The sequence below is a fragment of the Francisella orientalis FNO12 genome (assembly GCF_001042525.2).
Lineage (GTDB): Bacteria > Pseudomonadota > Gammaproteobacteria > Francisellales > Francisellaceae > Francisella > Francisella orientalis.
Map to the genome: position 1 here is coordinate 1,234,673 of NZ_CP011921.2, position 20,188 is coordinate 1,254,860.

Consider the following 20,188-nt stretch of genomic DNA (forward strand, 5'->3'; position numbering starts at 1 on the left):
AGTCAGTTTCATATATGAAATAGTCTATGAAAGCGATTTATTAAAAAGACCAAAAAGGTCTGAACTTAACGAGCTAGCTCATTAAACAGTTAGTTGTGAACATTATATTATTAAAGGAATTAACTAAGAAATGAAAAAAATACTAATAAATAGTAAAAGTAGTGAAGAAACAAGAATTGCTACTTTAGATAACGGAAAACTTATTGACTTAGATATCGAGAATGTTGATAGAGAACAAAAAAAAGCTAATATTTATAAAGGCTACATTTCTAGAATCGAACCTAGTTTAAATGCGATATTTGTCAATTATGGTGAAGAAAAGAACGGCTTTCTACCGTTCAAAGAAGTTTCTGAATATTATCTAAAAGACGTACCAAATGGTGAGAATATTGCGCATCTTCTTTCTGAGGGTCAAGAGTTAATAGTTCAAATCGACAAAGAGGAGCGTGGTGATAAAGGTGCTGCTTTAACTACATTTATTACACTTGCTGGCTCATATATGGTTTTACTACCAAACAATGCAGATGGTGGTGGTATTTCACGTCGTGTAGAAGGTGAAGATAGAGAAAGACTGAAAAAGTATTTAAAGGATCTAAATATTCCTAAAAACATGAGCGTAATTGCTAGAACAGCTTGTGTTGAGTGCTCTTTTGAAGAGTTAAAACATGATTTCGACACTCTAGTTGAGTTATGGGATTCAATATTCAAGGCTTACCATAGAATTAAAAAGCCTGCCCTACTTCACAAAGAGAGTGACATAATTGTCAGAACAGTTAGAGATCATCTAAAAGAAGACGTCAAAGAAATTATTGTAGACTCTAAAGAATGCTTTGAAGATGTTAAAAGACAACTAGGTCTACTTAGACAAAGTTTTGATATAAACAAAGTAAAGTTATACAACGAAGAACTACCAATATTTGCTCAATTTGGCATAGACCAACAGATAGAAAATGCTTACAAAAGAAAAATTAGATTACCTTCTGGTGGATCTATAGTAATTGACACAACAGAAGCTTTAGTTGCCATTGATGTTAACTCATCTCGCGCTAACAAAGCTGAAGATGTTGAAACAACAGCTTTTAAAACAAACTTAGAAGCTGCTGAAGAAGTTGCTCGTCAACTTAGAATTAGAGATCTTGGTGGTCTTATTATTGTTGATTTTATTGATATGGCATTCTATCCAAATAGAAAGCAGGTTGAAGAAAAGCTAATGGAAGCGCTTCAACAAGATAGAGCACGCATCCAGATGTCACGTATATCCAAACTTGGACTTGTCGAAATATCTAGACAACGTTTAAGTTCATCAATTAATGAAAGTGTAATGCAAAAGTGCCCTCGTTGTGATGGTCATGGATTCATTAAAACTACTCAAGCTACTGCGCTTACTATTTTACGCAAAATCAGAGCAGAAGCTATCAAAGAAGATACAAATGAGATACGTGTTCAAGTACCAGTTGATATAGCTGCATATATACTAAATGAGAAAAGAGATAGTATCGTTGAAATCGAAAGAATTTCTGAAGTCAAAGTTATGCTAATTCCTAACTTCAACATGGAATCTCCAAAGTTTCAAATGCAAAGAATTTGGGGTACAGGCTACAAATCAAATCGTACTAGCTCTGACTTAATAGAAGATGTATTTAACGTTGAAATCCCTAAAGCAGGAAAAAAGAAAATTGCTGCAGTTGAGCTAACCAAACCAACGTCTAACGATCAAAACTTAGATGCTAAAGAAGACAAGCCTCAAGAAAATAAGATCATTGATGCTAATACTACTCAAGACAATAAAAGAGAAAGTAATACAAAACAAGAATCAAAGAAGAAAGGCTTCTTTAGCAAATTATTAACTAAGCTTACAGGTAGTACTGAAGATATCGCTGCTGAGAATGAGAAACCTCAAAATAAGCAGAACTACAATAAAGACAATGCTCAAAAACCTCAAAAGTCTCAAGATAAAGGACCTCAAAAAGGAAATAATCAGCGTGACGATCGTAAAGGCAATAACAATAATAATGATCGTAACGATAACAAAAATAATAATAAAGGTCAAAAACCTCCAGTCCAAAAGTCTCAAGACAATAGAGAAGAAAGAGATAATGGCCAACGTAACGATCGTAGAAATAATGATAACAGAAATGATCGTAACAAAAATAAATCAGGTAATGATAAATTTGATAAAAAATCAAACAATCGTAACAACAGCAGAAGTAATAATCTAAATCTTAATAATGCTGAAGAGGTTGTAGATATTACTCAGCTTAAATACCAGAATCAAATAGCAGAAAAAACAGATAACATTAAGAAGGTAATATCTAAAAACCCTGAAGAGTTTGTCTCTCTTATGGTTAAAGATGTTTTAGAAAACTATGATAGCTTGAAAGATGATGGAGCTACAAAAGTTGCTACCCAAGAGAAAGCAAAAACTAATAAATACTTAAAATTTGATACTGTTTCAGTAGATAAAGAAATAAATATTCTTAAAGAAGCTGCTAGACAAGCTGAAGAAACTGCAAAACTTGAAAATATAGAAGCAGAAAGCAATAGTACTCATGAAGAAATAAAAGAAACCATTGAAATAGTAGATGAAGCTGTTGTTAAAGAACAACAACCTAAAAAAGCTAAATTAGATAAAGATGATAAAGCATCTAAACAAAATAATGCTAAAAAAGACAAGGCTAAAACTGTTAAAAATAACAAGAAAGAAAAGACAGTAGAAAAGGTAACTAAACAAAATCAACCTGAACTAGAATATATAAGCTATTCTGCTGCTCTTGATTTTGAATCTCAGTCAATAATCTGAATAGCAAGGCTATCTAATGTTACACTATCCTCAAATTGATCCAGTTGCTCTACATCTAGGGCCAATAAAAGTCCACTGGTATGGCTTAATGTATTTATTTGGTATTTTTGCTGGCTGGTATTTATTAAGATATCGAGCAAAAGTTAAATCATGGGCTCCAATCAAACCTGAACAAGCTGGCGATTTAACCTTTTATATTGCATTAGGTGTTATATTAGGCGGTAGAATTGGCTATATAATCTTTTACAATCTACCTTACTATTTTCATAATCCGCTACAAATGTTTTTCTTATGGGATGGTGGTATGTCATTCCATGGAGGATTTATTGGCGTTTTAGTAGCATTTGCATTATATGCACGCAAACTTGGAGTCAACTTCTTTGACCTTGGTGAATTTGTAGCTCCAGTTGTGCCCATAGGCTTAGGTGCTGGTAGAATTGGTAACTTCATAAACGGCGAACTATGGGGGAAGGTCACAAATTCTCCAATAGGGATGATTTTTCCTACAGGAGGACCATTACCTAGATACCCTTCTCAACTGTTTGAATTCTTTTTAGAGGGAGTTGTATTATTTACAGTCTTATGGCTAGTTAGTATCAAAAAAAGACCACGTTACTTAATATTAGGGTTATTTATGTTCTTATATGGTAGTGCTAGATTTATCTGCGAGTTTTTCAGACAGCCAGACCCTCAATATGGTTATATATTCTTTAACTGGATGACTATGGGACAGATACTATCTATTCCTATGATCGTGTTAGGGGCAATAATTCTTATCATGGTGTTTATAAAAACAAGGAAGAATAAATGCGAGAATATCTAAACTTTCTAAAATATATCAAAGACAATGGGACTGAAAAAGGTGATAGAACAGGCACTGGTACAAGAAGTATTTTTGGCTATCAAATGCGCTTTGATTTACAGGAAGGTTTTCCACTAGTTACCACAAAAAAAATTCATATCCCAAGTGTGATTCACGAACTATTATGGTTTTTAAGTGGGAGCACAAATGTAAAATATCTAAATGATAACAAAGTCAGAATTTGGAACGAATGGGCTACAGAAGATGGTGAGCTTGGACCTATATATGGTAAGCAATGGCGTAACTTCAATGACGAAGGTGTAGATCAAATTGCTGAAGTAATTCAATTACTAAAGACCAACCCAAATTCTCGTAGAATATTGGTATCAGCGTGGAACCCTTGTGTAGTTCCATCAGAAAAAATCTCTCCACAAGAAAATGTTCTACAAGGTAACTCTGCTCTACCTCCATGTCATGCCATGTTCCAATTTTATGTTGCTGAAAACAAATTATCGTGCATGCTTAATCAACGAAGTGCGGATGCTTTCCTAGGTGTTCCATTTAACATTGCAAGCTACTCTTTACTAACGCACATGATTGCTCAGCAATGTGACCTTGATGTTGGTGAATTTATTTGGTCTGGTGGTGATTGTCATATTTATAACAATCATATAGAGCAAGTTAATGAACAGCTTAGTAGAGAGCCTTTAGACTTACCAACACTTAAATTTTTAAAAAAACCAAGTTCTATATTTGATTACAAATATGAAGACTTTGAATTTGAAAATCATAAATATCACCCAGCTATAAAAGCAAAAATTTCTATATAAGGATATTATATAAAATGAATCAATTATCTCTTAACAAAAAGAAAATCCCTATTCTACTTTTAGAAGGTATTCATTTAAATGCTCTTGAATCATTTAAAGCTGCTGGATACGAAAATATTGAACTATTGAATACAGCACTAGAAGGTCAAGAGCTTGTAGATAAGCTTAAAGATTTTAAAATCGTTGGCTTGCGATCACGTACACAGCTTACTAAAGAAGTGCTAGAACAGTCTTCTCATTTGACTGCTATAGGCTGCTTCTGTATTGGCACAAACCAAGTTGATCTTAAAACAGCTCAAAATCTTGGAATACCTGTATTTAACGCTCCATTTTCAAATACTCGTAGTGTTGCTGAACTTGTGTTAGCTGAAGCAATTTTGTTAATACGTAATGTAATTGATAAAAATGCTAAAACTCATCGTGGTGAATGGCATAAATCAGCTGATAATGCTAATGAAGTGAGAGGTAAAAATCTTGGAATTATTGGCTATGGCCATATTGGTATGCAACTTGGTATTTTAGCAGAAAGTATAGGCTTAAATGTCATATTTTACGATATAGAAGAAAAGCTTCCTTTAGGAAATGCTAGTGCTGTAGAAAGTTTAGAGACTCTACTTAAAAATTCTGATGTTGTCTCACTACATGTACCTCAACTACCTACAACTGCAAATATGATTTCTGCTAAAGAGCTTAGCTTCATGAAAGAAAACTCTGTACTAATTAATGCTTCTAGAGGAAATGTTGTTGATATTGATGCTTTAGTTGAAGTTTTGAAAAATGGCAAACTAAAAGGTGCTGCTATAGATGTTTTCCCTAAAGAACCATCTGCTAAAGGAGAAATATTTGAAAGTCCTCTAAGAGGCTTTGATAATGTTTTCTTAACGCCTTATATTGGTGGTAGCACTATTGAAGCGCAGGAGAATATTGCTAATGAAGTCGCTGCTAAACTTATTAAATATTCTGATAATGGTTCTACTCTAAATGCTGTAAACTTCGCAGAATTATCACTACCTAGTCATACAGAGACACATAGAATATTACACATACACCAAAATATACCTGGCACTATGAATGAGCTAAACAAGATATTAGCTGCAAAAAATATTAACGTTGAAGGTCAATATCTTAGAACTCTAGAAAATATTGGTTATGTTGTAATGGATATTAAATCAACTTCTGATGAAGCAAAAGATCTTGTTGATGAATTCAAAAAAATCAAAACAACAATAAAAGCTCGTTTTCTTGTATAAATGTCTCTAGATAAAATCCGAATTATCTCCCAAATTTTAAAACACTCTCCTTCTCACATAATTATCGGTTATAGTGGTGGTATAGACTCTAGTGTTTTGTTAGACATAACAAAAGATTTAGACATCCCAACTATTGCTATTTATGTTAACCATAATATCCATCCTGATGCACTAGAATGGCAATTGCACTGTCAAACAACATGCCGTAATGCAAACATAAAATTCATTGCTCATTCTCTAAGTCATGCACCTAAAGGAGAAAGTTTTGAAGCTTGGGCAAGTAAACAAAGGATGGATTTCTTTATTAAGATCATGCGTCAGTATTCTAGTCCGATTCTTCTACTAGGTCATCATCTAGATGATCAAGCTGAAACATTCCTAATTCAAGCAATAAGAGGATCGGGATTAGCTGGACTAGCGAGTATGCCATTCTATAAAGAATTAAATCATGGGGATGTGCTACGCCCTCTTTTAGACTATACAAAGAAAGATATCCAACAATTTGCAAAACAGCATAATATTAATTATATCTATGATGATAGTAATGAGGATATAAAATATCTCCGAAATCTTATTCGTAATAAAATAATGCCAATATTAGAGCAAATTAATCCAAATATTAGCAGAACTCTTTCTCGAAGTGCTAAGATCTGTGCAGAAAGTAGTAACATATTACAAAAGCTACTTAAGGAAAAATTACAGAAAATTTCTAAAGATAATAATCTAGTTGTCTCTGAGTTACTTACCTTAGATAATGATATACAAAAAAGTTTAATTCATCATTGGTTTAAAGAAGCAACAAATCAAAGTCTAAAAAGTAAGCAAATCAAAGAGATACATAAAGCTCTTAATGGTGATATCCATACTGGCTGGCAGCTTGATATCAATCAACAATATCAAATATCTGTAGAATATAATCAGCTAATAATCAAAAATAATAACCTAATAGATTTAAGCTCAGATAATAAAGATATAATTGAATGGCTCAAAAAGAAATGGAATAAGGACTTTAATGCTGAAGAAATTATAGTCCGAGAAAGACAAGCTTCTGATAAATGCGGATATCAAGGCAGAAACAAAGCAAATAAATTGAAAGTACTATTCCAAGAGCTAAAAATACCAGCATCAGAACGCTCCATAACAAAAGTTATATTACTAAATGATAAAATAATCGCAGTTTATCCTTTCTTTATCTGCAACTAAAATTATTATCTTAGTTTTTTTATAAAAAATGCGACCACAAACCATAGTAAAATAGTCACGCCTAAGATAATCATAATATGAGTAAATAATCCTTCAAACAAATGGGCCTGCTTAACTAAATCAATATTTTCACTTACTCCTTTAAATGCAGCTAAGTCAGCAACTTTTGCCCCTATAAATCCTGCAACACTTCCTGTAAAAAGCATATATGATGCTGCTAAAAAACCTGAATATTTTTTATCTTCAATAGAGGTAATCTCAGAAAGTGCAATAGGATCTATAAATAATTCAGATACTCCTAAGAATGCCAAAGCAATAATTACTAATAATGCTGATGTTGTACCATCCAAACTAGCATTTTTAGCAGCTATAAAGAATAAAACAAAACATGTCAGTTGGAAAATAAATCCAAATGAAAATTTTATCATCCTACCGAAATCATCATCTAAAGACTTTACTCTTTTCCAAATCCAAGCAAGAATTAAACCTCCAAATAATATTGACAGAGAGTTCATAGAAGTGAATGTACTAGCTGGTATATCAATCCCGAATAAATAAGTATCCACATTTCTATGTATAAATATTTCTACAGAAGTATATAACTGCTCATCAAAAACCCAAAAAACTATGCCAAAAATATAAAAAGGCAATAAAGTAACTAATGATTTACGTGTAGAAAAATCTGTTTTGATGAAAATAATTATAAAAAATAATGTTGTTATGCAAGCAGCTACGGCTAAAAGATAACCATCAAAAAGATACTCTAAAGCAAAATAAGCAAGCACAACCATAACAACTATACTCAAAACAACTATAAAACCATTAAAATATTTAGGTAAAGGTTTCTCAGGAAAAATATCTGGAATATATTTAGAACCTAGTATAAATAAAATTAAACCAAATATCATACCAATACCAGCAACTCCAAAACCATAGTGCCAACCATAGTAATGGACTATCAAGCCACATATCATAGGAGCGAATATACCTCCGAAATTCCCTCCTAAGTATAGTAATGTAAATGCTGAATCTTTTTTAGGATCATGAGAACTATACTGCTGCCCCAATAGGCATGAAACGTTACTCTTGAAAAAACCATAACCACAAACTATAAAGGCCATTCCTAGATATAGTTTAGCATCTCCACCAAAACCTAAAATAATATGTCCAATAGATATAAGTGCCGCTCCATAAATAACAGCTTTCTTATACCCCAATACTCTATCTGCAACTACTCCACCAACAATCGGTGAAAGATATACTAAGGTCACATATGCCCCAGCAATTGCATAAGAGGTTGTATCATTAAATTTAAGGTGCTCTACTAAATATAAGATTAAAAGAGCTCTCATACCATAGAAGCTAAAATATTCCCACATATATATTGCTATAATATACCATAATGCTTTAGGGTGTTTATCTGACCGATGAGTTATTTCTACCATTAATTAACAAAATTTATTTATATATAAATAGATTATAAATAAACAAATTAGTCAGTGAAAGTTTAATTTCACCTATTAAAAATTATACATTGACATCAAAATATGAATGGTACCAATCTATTAAAGTTATGCTAATATCAAAACAGCTAATTATAAATAAAGATAAATAAAGAATAGTTATCAATGGAATCTCTACTCAGAAAAACTTTTACCTATATTTCTCTATTACTTTTGTTATTTTCGTAATCTATAGCATGCACAGCTGTAACCCTAGTAGATAAAAAAGGTGACGTAGTATCGGGAAGAACTATGGAATGGGCTCTTGATTGGAACTGATAACTTCTCTATATTCCTAAAAATACTTCTCATTATTTAACAGCTCCTAGTAATACTAATTTACCGAAACAGGAATACAAATCTAAATATTCAGTACTAGCTACTGGTTTGTCAAAAGATGAACAAATTCTTGTAATTGACGGACAAAATAGTCAAGGATTAAGTCTAAGTGCAAATTATTTACCAGGTTTTACAAAATATCAAACTGTAGATAAAGATGATACTAAATACGCATCAATAATTGAATCTACAACATTTATTTTGAGTCAATTTACTAATGTTAATGAAGTCAAGCAAGCTTTAAAAGAATATAAAGTTTGGTCTGATACGAATATAGAAATTGATGGAGTATCTCCAGAAGTTCATTTTTTAATAACAGATAAAAATGGTGCTGGTTTAGTTGTTAATACATAGATGGTAAAGTTAAGTTCTACAATATAAACTCAAATGTTAAAGTAATGACTAATGCGCCAACTTATGATTGGTAGCTACTTAATCTAAAAAATTATTTATCATTAGATAATAGAACACCTACGAATCTTAAAATCAGTGATATCATTAATACTGAAAAACATGAAAGAACTATTCAAGATATCAGTGGTTTCTTAGGTGGTGGATTACTTGGAATTCCTGGAGATTATTCTCCTCCATCAAGATTTGTTAGAATAGCTGTAATTGCTTATTATGCAAACAATAAAAGTCCTAAAGATGATGACAGCCTTGTATCAAAAGTAACCCATATATTACATAATGTTGATATTCCAAAAGGTGTTGTAGCTGATGAAATTCAAAATAAAAAAATGTTTGATCATACAGCATACGTAGTAATTAAAGATTTAAATAATAATAATAAACTATACATAACAACATATAACAAACCCATTAATCCTGTTATGATAGACTTAAATACTTTAGATAAAGATAATACAAAAAGCTTTGATATTATTTTAGAAAAACTACCTTTCCCAAATAATTATATTACAAATAAATTAGTTACGATGAATAAAAACTAAACAGTATATTCTAATTACTTTCTTTTCAAAAGTTTGTCATAAACCTTCTGAATTCCTTCAGCTTCATTTTGGATTTTATATTTTGATGATACCAAATCATAACCATTTTGAGCTATTTCATATCTTAATTTATCATCAGACATTAAGATATCTAATTTCTCAGCAATTTGTTGACTTGATTTTGGTTCAATCAAATAGGCATTTTGAGCGTCAGTAATAATCTCAGGCCAAGCACCAGCTTTAGTAGCAATCACAGCACATTTAGATACCATAGCCTCAAGAGCTGGCAAGCCAAAACCTTCTTTATGACTAGCACAAACCACTATATCTAATGCTCTATACCAACTTGGAATCTCTTTACTATTTTTGATAAACCCTGTAAATATTATCCGATCTGACAAATCTGCCTGCTTAACTATCTGTTCTAGTTGTTTTTTGAATTCTAAATCTTTGGGTGTTGCTTCACCAATAACTACTGCTATCCAATCAGGATATTTTATTAGCATAGCTATTACTGCTTCAACAAACTCATGAGTTCCTTTAGACTTTCTGATTCTGCCAAATATTCCTATACCATATTTACCTGGTAATTTTCTACTTTGCCACTCTTGAGCCTTATTACCAGCCGGATAAAAAATTTCAGTATTAATTCCATGCGGTACTATATAGGGTGGTCTTTCAAGATATTTTGCAGATATTTCAGATGGACATATAACTGCTTCCATTCTGTTTATATAAAATTTTGTCAGTTTTTTATGATGCCTTTGTGCTACAGAGGTAAAAACGAGTAATATTTTATATCTAAAAACGTATTTTAAGATAATCCCCACAAGCATATCGATGTTTCTACGTGCATGCCAAATACGCCATTTATCACGCCAACACTTAAATAAAAAGTCTCTAAATCTAATCGTTTTAATACCGTTTGAATCAATATTAAAACCCATACCTACAATATTTACTAGCTTAGCCTGCTCTGGAATCACAGCTAACATACTAGCATTAATCCCAGAAAATCTACGACCTAATGACAAGGCAATAACTTCAATATCTTTTATATCTTTAGTTTCCACTAATTTAATTATAATAATAGGTTATATCAGACATACTAAAGCAATATCTGATTATTTACAAGAGTCATAAAATCCAAGAAATGTAATTATTAATATTTACTGATATCTAATAATTGTAATGTAAGAATTACTGGCTTAAAGTGTTATAATGTTTTCATATATTAATTAATTGTTTAAAGTAATAGATGTTCTTTTTTAAAAAAATTTGTAATATTTTTTCTTACAAAAAACCCATCATAAAAGACAATACATTTTTGCTATGGGAACCTTGTACACATAGTCATGCTGAAATAGTTCCTGGATTTGCAAAGTATTTACTTGATTTAGGTTATCATGTTTCTATCCTAATTAATCCTAAAAGATACAAAGAAGGATTATTCTGTAGATTTGATAATGAAAATATCTCGTATAATAAAATGTCTAAAAGACAAATTCGCAAGTTTTTCAAAAAAAGTACTCTAGCTAATGTCCAAGGAGCACTAATCACTACCATTGGTAAACTGTATGATGGTAAAGATCTAGACCAAGCATATAACTTTTTTAATAAAAAAGCGGATAGAAATAAACTTTTCTTTGTCGAGCATGAAATTGATAGCTACTTTGATAACAATCCTGAAACACGTAAAGATATTATCACACTTAGAACAATGGACTACAAAAATGCGACTACTATAGCTGTTAACCCCCACTATTTTGGACAATTCAAACTAAATAACAAAAACTCTCTAACAACTTTTGTTACTATTGGTGCAATTTCAGAAAAAAGAAAAAGCACTAAACTGCTTGTAAATGCTGTAGAAGAACTAGTAAATACGGGTGTTACTAACTTCAAAGTTGTTGTTATTGGTAAAGGAAATATCAAAGATTTACCTACACACCTGCAAAAGTATTTTGATATCAAAGGACGTCTTGATTTCAAAGAAATGTATACTGAAATTGAAAAAGCTGACTTTATCCTATCAGCATACGAAGATAATCCTGACCATATCAAATATATTACTTGTAAGACTAGTGGTACATTTCAACTTGTCTATGGTTTTCTAAAGCCAATTATTATCAGAGAAAGTTTTGCTCCAATAAATGGTTTTAATAATGATAATGTTATACTCTATAAACAAGATGATAATTATGCAGAAGCTATGACTAAAGCAATAGAGTTATCTCAGCACGATTATTTGCAAATGCGCGAAAACCTCAAAGAATACTCAGATCAACTATATTGCCAATCACTGAAAAATTTACAATGCGAAATTAAAAATAGACATTAATTCTTGAATTGCTTTTCGTTCTTAATTATTTTTCTAATAAGAAATAAACTACGAGTTGGTTGTAATAGGATATACTTGATACCTGTCAATCTAGCCTTATTAAATTTGCCTTCAAGATATAGTGAATCACTAATATAGCGCCCTTTTCTCTTGTTAAAGAATTTTGACTTAATTCTATCAATTTTTCCAGAAGCAAAACATTTGCCAGTAAACCAGCATAGCGAATAGTTACCGGCAAAACTTTTCTTTAGATTTACATGAAGGTCTTTTTTATATGAACGATTATACTCAGGCTTTATAAACATAGTATTTTGATGCGTATAAATTGTATCTTTTATGTATGGGAAGAGTTCAAATCTAAAATTATCTATATTATTAACACCTGAATTTAAAGGAGTCTTTTCTTGTTGACCAACTGTTAGATTAATGGCCTTACCCAATAATCCAGGTCCTGTAATACTCAAAGGATCATTACCATAAAAGCCATTCTTTGAGTTCTCCACTATCATATCAATAGCTTTTTTTAGAAATAGATGCTTTGGCTTTGAGCATATAAATGCCTGATAAATGTAGCCATCAAACTCATAGTCTGATTTATATTTATCTTTAACTGAAGCAAACTCAATATCAAAGCATAGTGTATCATCAAGACTAACTAATAACTCTTGCTTAATATCACTATACACGCCACCATGTACGTATAGCACACAATAGCGCCATAAGTCACATTTATATGCTCCCGGTATTATATTATCATATGCATCAAGCACATCTTTTTCAAAGTTCTCTTTTAGAAACTCGCGACATGCTTCATCATCAAAAAAATGAAACTCCCAATCAGGGTTTTTATCAATCCATGTATAAACTGCATTATACATCTCTTGACTTACTTCACTTGTTCTCCAAGTTTTAAAAATCTTTTTAGGAATGTACTGATATTCTATAGAATTTGATGATTTAGCTCTGGAGTGAATAAAAGCCGAAATTTTTTTAATAGAAGTTGACATAAATAAAAGTCCTAATAGTTTAATGTTTACAAGCTAGGTTATTGCATAGTAGAACTTTAATAAATACTAACTTAAAATATAACTCTTGCCAATATGATAATGAAGTAGAAATAACTAACTGTTTTTTATAGCATTACGGTCTTTTTTGTTATCATATTTCCTTTGAGACAAGAATATTGCCGTTAAGTTTGCAAATAAAATTATCATTATTTGTGTAGTAAAAAAATAATCAAATAAACAACCAATAAACATTGCTAATATCAATACTCTAAAATACACACGATTACGATAATCTAACCACCGCGCCTCAACAAAAAATGCTACAAAACACAATAAAAGAGAAACTCCAGCAATAATACCTGCTCTAAAAATATAGTTGACAAACTCATCATGAGCCATAATACCATCATTAACTACGCGAGGATCATCTCTTAGTCTTTGATTCTTGTTTATTAAAATCTTAGTACATTCAATAACATCTGTTGTATTGGTAAGATAAGGACATCCCATTATATAAAGTTTAGGATATTCTCTTAAAACTTTGAATGAAGAACTATAGTATAGCAATCTAAGTCCTGTCGATGTCTCATACTGTTTTCTTGCATCAGTTTTATTGTAATCTTGATTAAAGAATACTCGCGATTCTTCTACAGATGTTTGTAATCTATAATGAAAAATACCCGAGAATTTATAAACAACTCCAAAGATAATATTAATTATGACAATACAGCAAGTTACAATCGTTATAAGTCGTTTTATACATAGTTTATTATTTTTAAAACTAAAATACTTCAAAGCTATAAATGAATAATAAATAAATACCACAAATTCAATAACATAACCAGCCTTACTACGGTTTACAAAAAGGTCTATAAAAATGACCAACAAACCAGCAGCAAACATTAAAATCTTTGGCATCATATTTGGTATTCTAATAGCTTTACCGATAATTACTACAGCTGAAAAAGGAAAAGTCAATGCAACTATTGATTGGATAACACTACCTCCGTGTATACCAAAATATATTTGACTAACTACAAAGTCCATGTGCAATACGTATCTAATTAGCACATACAGAGAGAATATAACTACAATGGATAAATAAAAATTTAAGAGATAATTAGCATATTTAATATTTTTAGACAAAAAATAACTAGCAGAACACATATATAGAAATATAAATACAGGATTTGAGAACCCAAGTATTGATTTAATATTTAAATTACCACTAGCGAAAGATGCATAAATTATGCTAATATTTATCATTATTGCTGATAGCAGTAAAAACTGAAGCGACTTATTATTTTTAAAGACTTTAAAAACTTCCTTATTTAAGAAAGAAAAAAGAATAATTAATATAAAGCCTATTGAAATAAAAAATCTAGCAAAAAAGAATATACTTACAAACATTACCAACATAAGTACAAATACTATCTTGGTATATATTTCAGATCTCAAAACTTTTCTCCTAACATAAAATAAAATTCTTACATACTACATCTTATAGTATAGCAGCTCTTGTTTTAATTAATAAAATGATTCAATCAATTAAACTAAACTTTTAAAAAGTTTAAATATTTCCTTAAATGACTTATTAGGCTTTTTTTTCTCAGCCTCTTTATGATGATTTCTAATTAGTTGGCGCAATTTTTGCACATCCAGATATGGATGCTCTTGTATTAGTTTTTCTAATGTCTCATTAGCCTTTATAGGATCTAAAAGATTACTTCTAAGATTCTCCAAGCGCTGTATCATAAGATTTGCATCTTTATCTTCGTTAACCAGAACGTCATAAGCCTTATAAATCTCTTCTAAATTATGCGTTTTGCGCAGCAATTTACCTATAAACTGTGCTTGTCTTTTCAAGGCTATCTTTTGCAAACTTTTAGCACTAATAATATTATTTTTGAGATTTTCATCTATTGGTAGCTTACCTAACTGTTCTTTACTTAACTCAGTTAAAGATCTACCAAAATCAGTTATTTCTAGGGCATCTTTTTTTACAGATGTTTTACTTTTTACAGTTTTGTAGTGAAAGTTTTCCTCTTCGCGTTCTAAACGCTCTATTTCATCTAGATCAATTACTTTGCTCATGGCTTATTTTAATTTGCTTACATATATATATATAATAGAATATAATTCTAAACGTTTAATTTATTTTATCCACCTAAAAGATACCAGGAGACTACCAATATGTTTAGCTTTGAAAAAAATAGCTTAAAAAACACTGATAAAGAAATTTTTGACGCTATAGAACTTGAGGTTAAAAGACAACATGAACATGTTGAACTTATTGCATCAGAAAACTATGCAAGCCCTGCTGTAATGGAGGCTCAGGGTTCTCAACTCACTAATAAATATGCTGAAGGCTATCATGGAAAAAGATATTATGGTGGCTGCGAATTTGTTGATATAGCAGAGAAGTTAGCTATCGAAAGAGCTCAAAAACTATTTGGTATTGATTACGCAAATGTTCAACCTCATTCAGGATCACAAGCAAATGCTGCTGTATATAATGCGGTACTTAAACCAGGTGATACAGTGCTTGGCATGGATCTTGGTGCTGGTGGACATTTAACCCATGGTAGTAAAGTAAATTTTTCGGGTAAAATTTATAATTCTATCCAATATGGTCTAGATGAAAATGGTGATATAGACTACAAACAGGTAGCTGAACTTGCTAAAGAACATAAGCCAAAAATGATAATTGCTGGATTCTCGGCATTTTCTGGAATTATTAATTGGAAAAAGTTCAGAGAAATTGCAGATTCAGTAGATGCTGTACTTATGGCTGATATTGCTCACGTTGCAGGACTTGTTGCAGCTGGACTATATCCTAACCCATTCCCATATGTTGATGTTGCAACTACAACTACTCACAAAACTCTAAGAGGTCCAAGAGGCGGGTTAATACTTTGTAATGATAACCCTGAACTAGCTAAAAAATTTCAATCAGCTATTTTCCCAGGTATTCAAGGTGGACCTTTGATGCATGTAATTGCAGCTAAAGCAGTTGCCTTTAAAGAAGCATTAGAACCTAGCTTTATTGACTACCAAAAGCAGGTATTGAAAAATGCTAAGGCTATGGAAAAAGTTCTAAAAGAACGTGACATTAATATTATTTCAGGCGGTACCAATAATCACTTATTACTACTAGATATAACAAATACAGGGTTTTCAGGCAAAGAAGCTGAAGCTGCTTTAGGTAGAGCGAATATCACTGTAAATAAGAATTCTATACCTAATGACCCTCGCTCTCCATTTGTCACAAGTGGCTTGAGAATAGGAAGTCCTGCTATCACAACTAGAAGATTTAAAGAAGCTGAGTGTGAACAAGTCGCAAATTGGCTAGCAGATGTTGTATACAACTGCGGAGATGAGAAAGTTGAAAATGAAACTGCAACAAAAGTTTTAGAGCTTTGTGACAGATTCCCTGTTTACAAATAGATATCTTAATTTTATTTTAAATATTATTGATTACTCTCACAATTCTGAAATTAGTTTTAATTTTACTACCAAATCGCCTATTTAACTACACCTATGTACTAATATTCATACATATTCGGCCGTATTTTTAATTATAAATAAATTATTTGAATTTTATTTTAATTTTAATATTTAAATAAAATTAATATAAAATATAATTATTGGCCATTTTAAATACTTTAGTAACACTAATTTAATATTTTATTAATTATGAGGATTAGAATGAAAAAAACTATCACTATCGCTCTTTTAGGTTCAATTGCAGCTACTTCTGTTTATGCAGATGATTTAAATGCTAACATTGTAAACAACTCTATCATTGATTATTCAAATAAAGTTGAAACAGCTGCTGATACTGATCCTAATTCTCCAATTTATACTGTTAAAAGCATAGCTGCTGACGCCGCTAACATACAAGCAAATGGTGAAAAATAGCTAGAGGTCTAGTTTTAACAAATAATGGTAAAGTTAAAATACCTAATGCTGTTAAACCTAAAGACATATATATGAAAGACGAAGCTTCTGCTGCTCAAGGTCTTGAAAAATATAGAGCTGAAAGAGATGAAATTAACGAAACTATCGAAAGATGAACTGAAAAAAGAAACAATGTTTCAGGAGTCGGTAAAAAAGTTAAACAATTAAATTATGATCATAAAATAGCTCAAAAGAAAGCTGTGTTAAAAGCTATAAACACTAAAATTGATATCTTAAAAGGTATTGAGAATGGTGATAAAGCTTATGCTGAAGAAAAAATTGCTCAGTTTAATATTGTTAAAAACATAACTGTAAATGGTCCTACAGCATACTATAATGATATTGCTAAACCTGTTTCATCTGAGTTGACTACCGTATGGAATTCAGCTAGTGCTCTTGATTACATCGGTTATAGAAATAATATAGATAAATTCTGGAGTGCAAGAGTTGCTCTTTGGAATGGTCAATATAACATCAATAGTAAAGATGCTGAAACTGCAATAGAGTTCAATAATATAACTAACTATTTAACTATTCAGGCTATCCAACTTATTCAAGGTGGTAACAGTGATAAAGCTATCGCTACATATGCAAATGTAAATACACTTGCATATACAGTAACTACACTAGGGGATTTAGAGAGTGGAATTCAAGAGAAAATAGCTTCTCCTAGAACTGCTCAATCAATATGTGAAGCTGATTTACTTGATATCAGAGCTAATAGTAATATTGCTACAGCAAGAAATATTTTAAGTGACTTATCTGATGAAAAAGCTGTAGAATCTATTCTTACTCAATTCTTAGATATCATTAATGTTGGTGATATTAAAAGTATATGGTTTAGATAAGCTTGGAAATAATTGGGCTGTTAATGCTATCGCTGTTGCTATAGGTTCTGAAGGTGTTATATATGTTAAAGATCATACTTTAATGTTAAGACCTGCAAGTGCAGTAGCAGCTCCTGTAGCTAATGCTATCGCTGAAAATAGTATATATAAGCAAGTAAGTGATGCTGATAGCATACTATTTGGCCAAAATGCTTGTAACTTCACTGCTGCTCAAAATAGCGAAAATCCTGTCGCTAAAGCAATGGTCGCGGCTACTAAGCAAATAGCAGGACAAATAGCTAAAGGGCAAACTATCGATGCCGCTTTCAAAGAACAAGTTTATGTAGCTCTTCAAGCAACTATGTTCGAAAACTTAAACAAAGTTATTCCTAACTAATTATAATCCTCTATACTCTTATACAAATTCTTATTTAGATTTTCATAACTAATTTTCCAATAGTAAAATGTTTGGTGCGAACTTACTAGATATTAATTATTTTCTACACATGCCTCCTTCTTGCCAGTACTCACTGCCTACACAGTGATGACAATAGAACAGACCATTTGGATCATATTTGTTTTTAATTTTGAGAGGTTTACTATAGTTATCTCCCCAAAAAACTTGTTGCCAATTTTTTTGGAAATAATCTGCTTCATTTGCATAGGTTCCTGCATTAGGAGCTAAAGACATAATTATCCTCATGGCTTTATAAATATTATCTATTTTTTGTTGTGTTTCTGGAGTTATTTTTGATTTGCCAATCTGAGGTTCATCAGTACTATAACTCATAATAGCCAAAGCTCCAGCATTATATACTTTTGGGTGCATTGATGTTTTCTTAGTTAAATGTAAAGCTTTTTTAGATGCTCCTGCTAACTCCTTGTTGATCTGTATAGATACAGGGGCCAATCGAGATACTTTATAGAAAGTATCTGCTGTTGTGTCAATATTTTTAGGATCAAACAGCTTCTCCGGCAAATACCATGACTGATAAGTATACCAATATGCAGAAACCTCTCCAGTATTTGAAGCCCACCAAAACTCTCCATTACGCGCATCTGGACCAGTATTTTTAACAACCATATCAGGATAATTTTTATGCCAATAATCATAGTTCCAAATCTGAGTTGGTGGAATAATCTATATATTTAGCTTGATAATAAAGATCCGATTGATTTTCTACCCATTTTTTAAATGGTTGCCAAATTTTTAAAGCCTTTTTCTCACTTAACCCCTGAGTTACCATTGCTATAGTTATCTTATTATTTGGACAAAAAGCAAATTGCTCACCCCAGTGCTCATTATTTAAGTTTAAGTAGTAAAATGAAAGAAACTCTTTTATCAAAGCCTTATATGCCTCATCAAAGTTCGCTAATATTCCACCACTAATCAGACCAAAATGAATAGGAAGCTGATGTGTTCTTAATGTTAAATTTGTAACAACTCCATAGGTTCCACCGCACCTCCTTTAATTGCCCAAAACAAATCTTAATTTTGGAACTCATTGGCAATAAGTGTCTTACCAGCTGTGGTAACAACCTCAGCCTGCACTATTCCACCTGCGCCTGTACCATATTTCTTAGACCAACTACCGAAACCTCCACCTTGAGGAAAACCTCCAGCTGCACCAACCGTTGTACAGCCTCCCCCTTGCACATATTCATGATGTTTATTAGTAACAACATCATAAGCCTCAAGCCATCTTGTTCCAGCTCCAACGATAATAGCTGAATACTCTTTATCTTTTGGACAATTCTTAGGATGAAAGTGTTTATCATAGTTAATATTTCTCATATTATGAGTCCATATCAACAATGCATTAGGAGAGCTAGAGCGCCCTAAATAGTCATGTCCTGCACCTTTAATAACAATACGTAAGTTATGCTCCCTTGCAAAGTTAATAGCATTCACAACATCTTGTCTATCCTCTGCTTCAACAGCATAGCTACTTGGCTGAGTATGCCATGCTCCATACCATCCTTGAGATTCATTTCTACTAGAATCTGACCGCATATAAAAAGGATTTTTCATATTTTGTAAAATTGATTTACAACTATTATTTTCTGAATCTTTTTACATGTAAAAAAAATAGAAATTGGTTTTATAAGCTTGCCTTTAAGTGATTTTGCCAATGCATCCCATTGTTTATGATCAGGCTAGCACATTTCTGAAGGTAAGCAACGACAGCTAAACTTTGAAGTTTCATTTGAAGTATTTGAAAGCGTTTGACTATATGTTAAACCAACTATTGAGGTTAAAATACAGCTTGTAATAATTTTTTTTGTACATTTTACCAAGAAATTATTCTTTGATAAGAAATATACTAAAGTATTAATATTTTAAAGAAAAGTTGTTATGTATTTCAAAAGATAT

At 31.4% G+C, this 20,188-nt stretch carries 12 protein-coding genes and 3 pseudogenes; 9 read left to right on the forward strand and 6 right to left on the reverse strand.

Annotation, left to right across the window (positions count from 1 at the left end; genetic code table 11):
- Positions 1–130: 130 nt before the first annotated feature.
- The 5 genes from FNO12_RS06430 to tilS are packed head-to-tail and all read left to right on the forward strand — an operon-like array spanning position 131 to position 6,885.
- Entirely contained in the window at positions 131–2,800 is a 2,670-nt protein-coding gene (locus tag FNO12_RS06430; protein WP_014715484.1) for an Rne/Rng family ribonuclease, read from the forward strand.
- A 16-nt stretch (positions 2,801–2,816) separates the two neighbouring features.
- Positions 2,817–3,623 carry a prolipoprotein diacylglyceryl transferase gene (gene lgt, locus FNO12_RS06435; protein ID WP_014715483.1) on the forward strand — a complete coding sequence of 269 codons (807 nt, stop codon included), beginning with the start codon at positions 2,817–2,819 and terminating at the stop codon, positions 3,621–3,623.
- Positions 3,608–4,432, forward strand: a complete 825-nt coding sequence (locus FNO12_RS06440; RefSeq protein WP_014715482.1) for a thymidylate synthase — start codon at positions 3,608–3,610, stop codon at positions 4,430–4,432. Before lgt ends, FNO12_RS06440 begins: the two co-directional genes overlap by 16 nt.
- Positions 4,433–4,446: 14 nt before the next feature.
- Positions 4,447–5,682: a phosphoglycerate dehydrogenase gene (serA, locus tag FNO12_RS06445; RefSeq protein ID WP_014715481.1), complete on the forward strand. Its 1,236-nt coding sequence runs from the start codon at positions 4,447–4,449 to the stop codon at positions 5,680–5,682.
- Entirely contained in the window at positions 5,683–6,885 is a 1,203-nt protein-coding gene (gene tilS / locus FNO12_RS06450; RefSeq protein WP_014715480.1) for a tRNA lysidine(34) synthetase TilS, read from the forward strand.
- Between the two features lie 5 nt (positions 6,886–6,890).
- Here tilS and FNO12_RS06455 read toward each other — a convergent pair whose 3' ends face one another.
- Positions 6,891–8,330, reverse strand: coding sequence for a peptide MFS transporter (locus FNO12_RS06455; RefSeq protein ID WP_030005682.1), 1,440 nt, complete (start codon positions 8,328–8,330; stop codon positions 6,891–6,893).
- 249 nt (positions 8,331–8,579) lie between these two features.
- Between FNO12_RS06455 and FNO12_RS06460 the strand changes: the two are divergent.
- A pseudogene (locus FNO12_RS06460) lies at positions 8,580–9,679 on the forward strand (linear amide C-N hydrolase).
- Between the two features lie 14 nt (positions 9,680–9,693).
- On the opposite strand, the gene FNO12_RS06465 reads toward FNO12_RS06460, so the two are convergent.
- Positions 9,694–10,752 carry a glycosyltransferase family 4 protein gene (locus FNO12_RS06465; protein WP_014715478.1) on the reverse strand — a complete coding sequence of 353 codons (1,059 nt, stop codon included), beginning with the start codon at positions 10,750–10,752 and terminating at the stop codon, positions 9,694–9,696.
- 185 nt (positions 10,753–10,937) lie between these two features.
- Here FNO12_RS06465 and FNO12_RS06470 point away from each other — a divergent pair, with 185 nt between their 5' ends.
- Positions 10,938–12,020, forward strand: a complete 1,083-nt coding sequence (locus FNO12_RS06470) for a hypothetical protein (RefSeq protein WP_014715477.1) — start codon at positions 10,938–10,940, stop codon at positions 12,018–12,020.
- On the opposite strand, the gene FNO12_RS06475 is transcribed toward FNO12_RS06470, so the two are convergent.
- From FNO12_RS06475 to yjgA, 3 genes are all read right to left on the reverse strand, one after another.
- Positions 12,017–13,027: a glycosyltransferase family 32 protein gene (locus FNO12_RS06475; protein ID WP_014715476.1), complete on the reverse strand. Its 1,011-nt coding sequence runs from the start codon at positions 13,025–13,027 to the stop codon at positions 12,017–12,019. The genes FNO12_RS06470 and FNO12_RS06475 overlap by 4 nt on opposite strands.
- A gap of 114 nt (positions 13,028–13,141) precedes the next feature.
- On the reverse strand, positions 13,142–14,485 hold the full coding sequence (locus FNO12_RS06480) for an O-antigen ligase family protein (RefSeq protein WP_014715475.1): 1,344 nt from the start codon (positions 14,483–14,485) through the stop codon (positions 13,142–13,144).
- Positions 14,486–14,575: 90 nt separating this feature from the next.
- Positions 14,576–15,121 (reverse strand): ribosome biogenesis factor YjgA, encoded by a 546-nt coding sequence (gene yjgA, locus FNO12_RS06485; RefSeq protein WP_014715474.1) that lies wholly within the window; start codon positions 15,119–15,121, stop codon positions 14,576–14,578.
- A gap of 99 nt (positions 15,122–15,220) precedes the next feature.
- Here yjgA and glyA point away from each other — a divergent pair, with 99 nt between their 5' ends.
- Together glyA and FNO12_RS06495 are read left to right on the forward strand one after the other, a co-directional pair.
- Positions 15,221–16,474, forward strand: a complete 1,254-nt coding sequence (glyA, locus tag FNO12_RS06490; RefSeq protein ID WP_048349215.1) for a serine hydroxymethyltransferase — start codon at positions 15,221–15,223, stop codon at positions 16,472–16,474.
- Positions 16,475–16,735: 261 nt separating this feature from the next.
- Positions 16,736–18,211: pseudogene (locus tag FNO12_RS06495) on the forward strand (hypothetical protein).
- Between the two features lie 96 nt (positions 18,212–18,307).
- On the opposite strand, the pseudogene FNO12_RS06500 reads toward FNO12_RS06495, so the two are convergent.
- Positions 18,308–20,112: pseudogene (locus FNO12_RS06500) on the reverse strand (FAD-binding protein).
- Positions 20,113–20,188 lie beyond the last annotated feature (76 nt).

What these genes read in the sequence shown, in the direction of transcription:
- yjgA (WP_014715474.1), bottom strand. Translation starts at nt 15,121, where the DNA reads ATGAGCAAAGTAATTGATCTAGATGAAATAGAGCGTTTAGAACGCGAA.
- glyA (WP_048349215.1), top strand. Translation starts at nt 15,221, where the DNA reads ATGTTTAGCTTTGAAAAAAATAGCTTAAAAAACACTGATAAAGAAATT.
- FNO12_RS06470 (WP_014715477.1), top strand. Translation starts at nt 10,938, where the DNA reads ATGTTCTTTTTTAAAAAAATTTGTAATATTTTTTCTTACAAAAAACCC.
- FNO12_RS06455 (WP_030005682.1), bottom strand. Translation starts at nt 8,330, where the DNA reads ATGGTAGAAATAACTCATCGGTCAGATAAACACCCTAAAGCATTATGG.
- FNO12_RS06440 (WP_014715482.1), top strand. Translation starts at nt 3,608, where the DNA reads ATGCGAGAATATCTAAACTTTCTAAAATATATCAAAGACAATGGGACT.
- tilS (WP_014715480.1), top strand. Translation starts at nt 5,683, where the DNA reads ATGTCTCTAGATAAAATCCGAATTATCTCCCAAATTTTAAAACACTCT.
- lgt (WP_014715483.1), top strand. Translation starts at nt 2,817, where the DNA reads ATGTTACACTATCCTCAAATTGATCCAGTTGCTCTACATCTAGGGCCA.
- serA (WP_014715481.1), top strand. Translation starts at nt 4,447, where the DNA reads ATGAATCAATTATCTCTTAACAAAAAGAAAATCCCTATTCTACTTTTA.
- FNO12_RS06430 (WP_014715484.1), top strand. Translation starts at nt 131, where the DNA reads ATGAAAAAAATACTAATAAATAGTAAAAGTAGTGAAGAAACAAGAATT.
- FNO12_RS06475 (WP_014715476.1), bottom strand. Translation starts at nt 13,027, where the DNA reads ATGTCAACTTCTATTAAAAAAATTTCGGCTTTTATTCACTCCAGAGCT.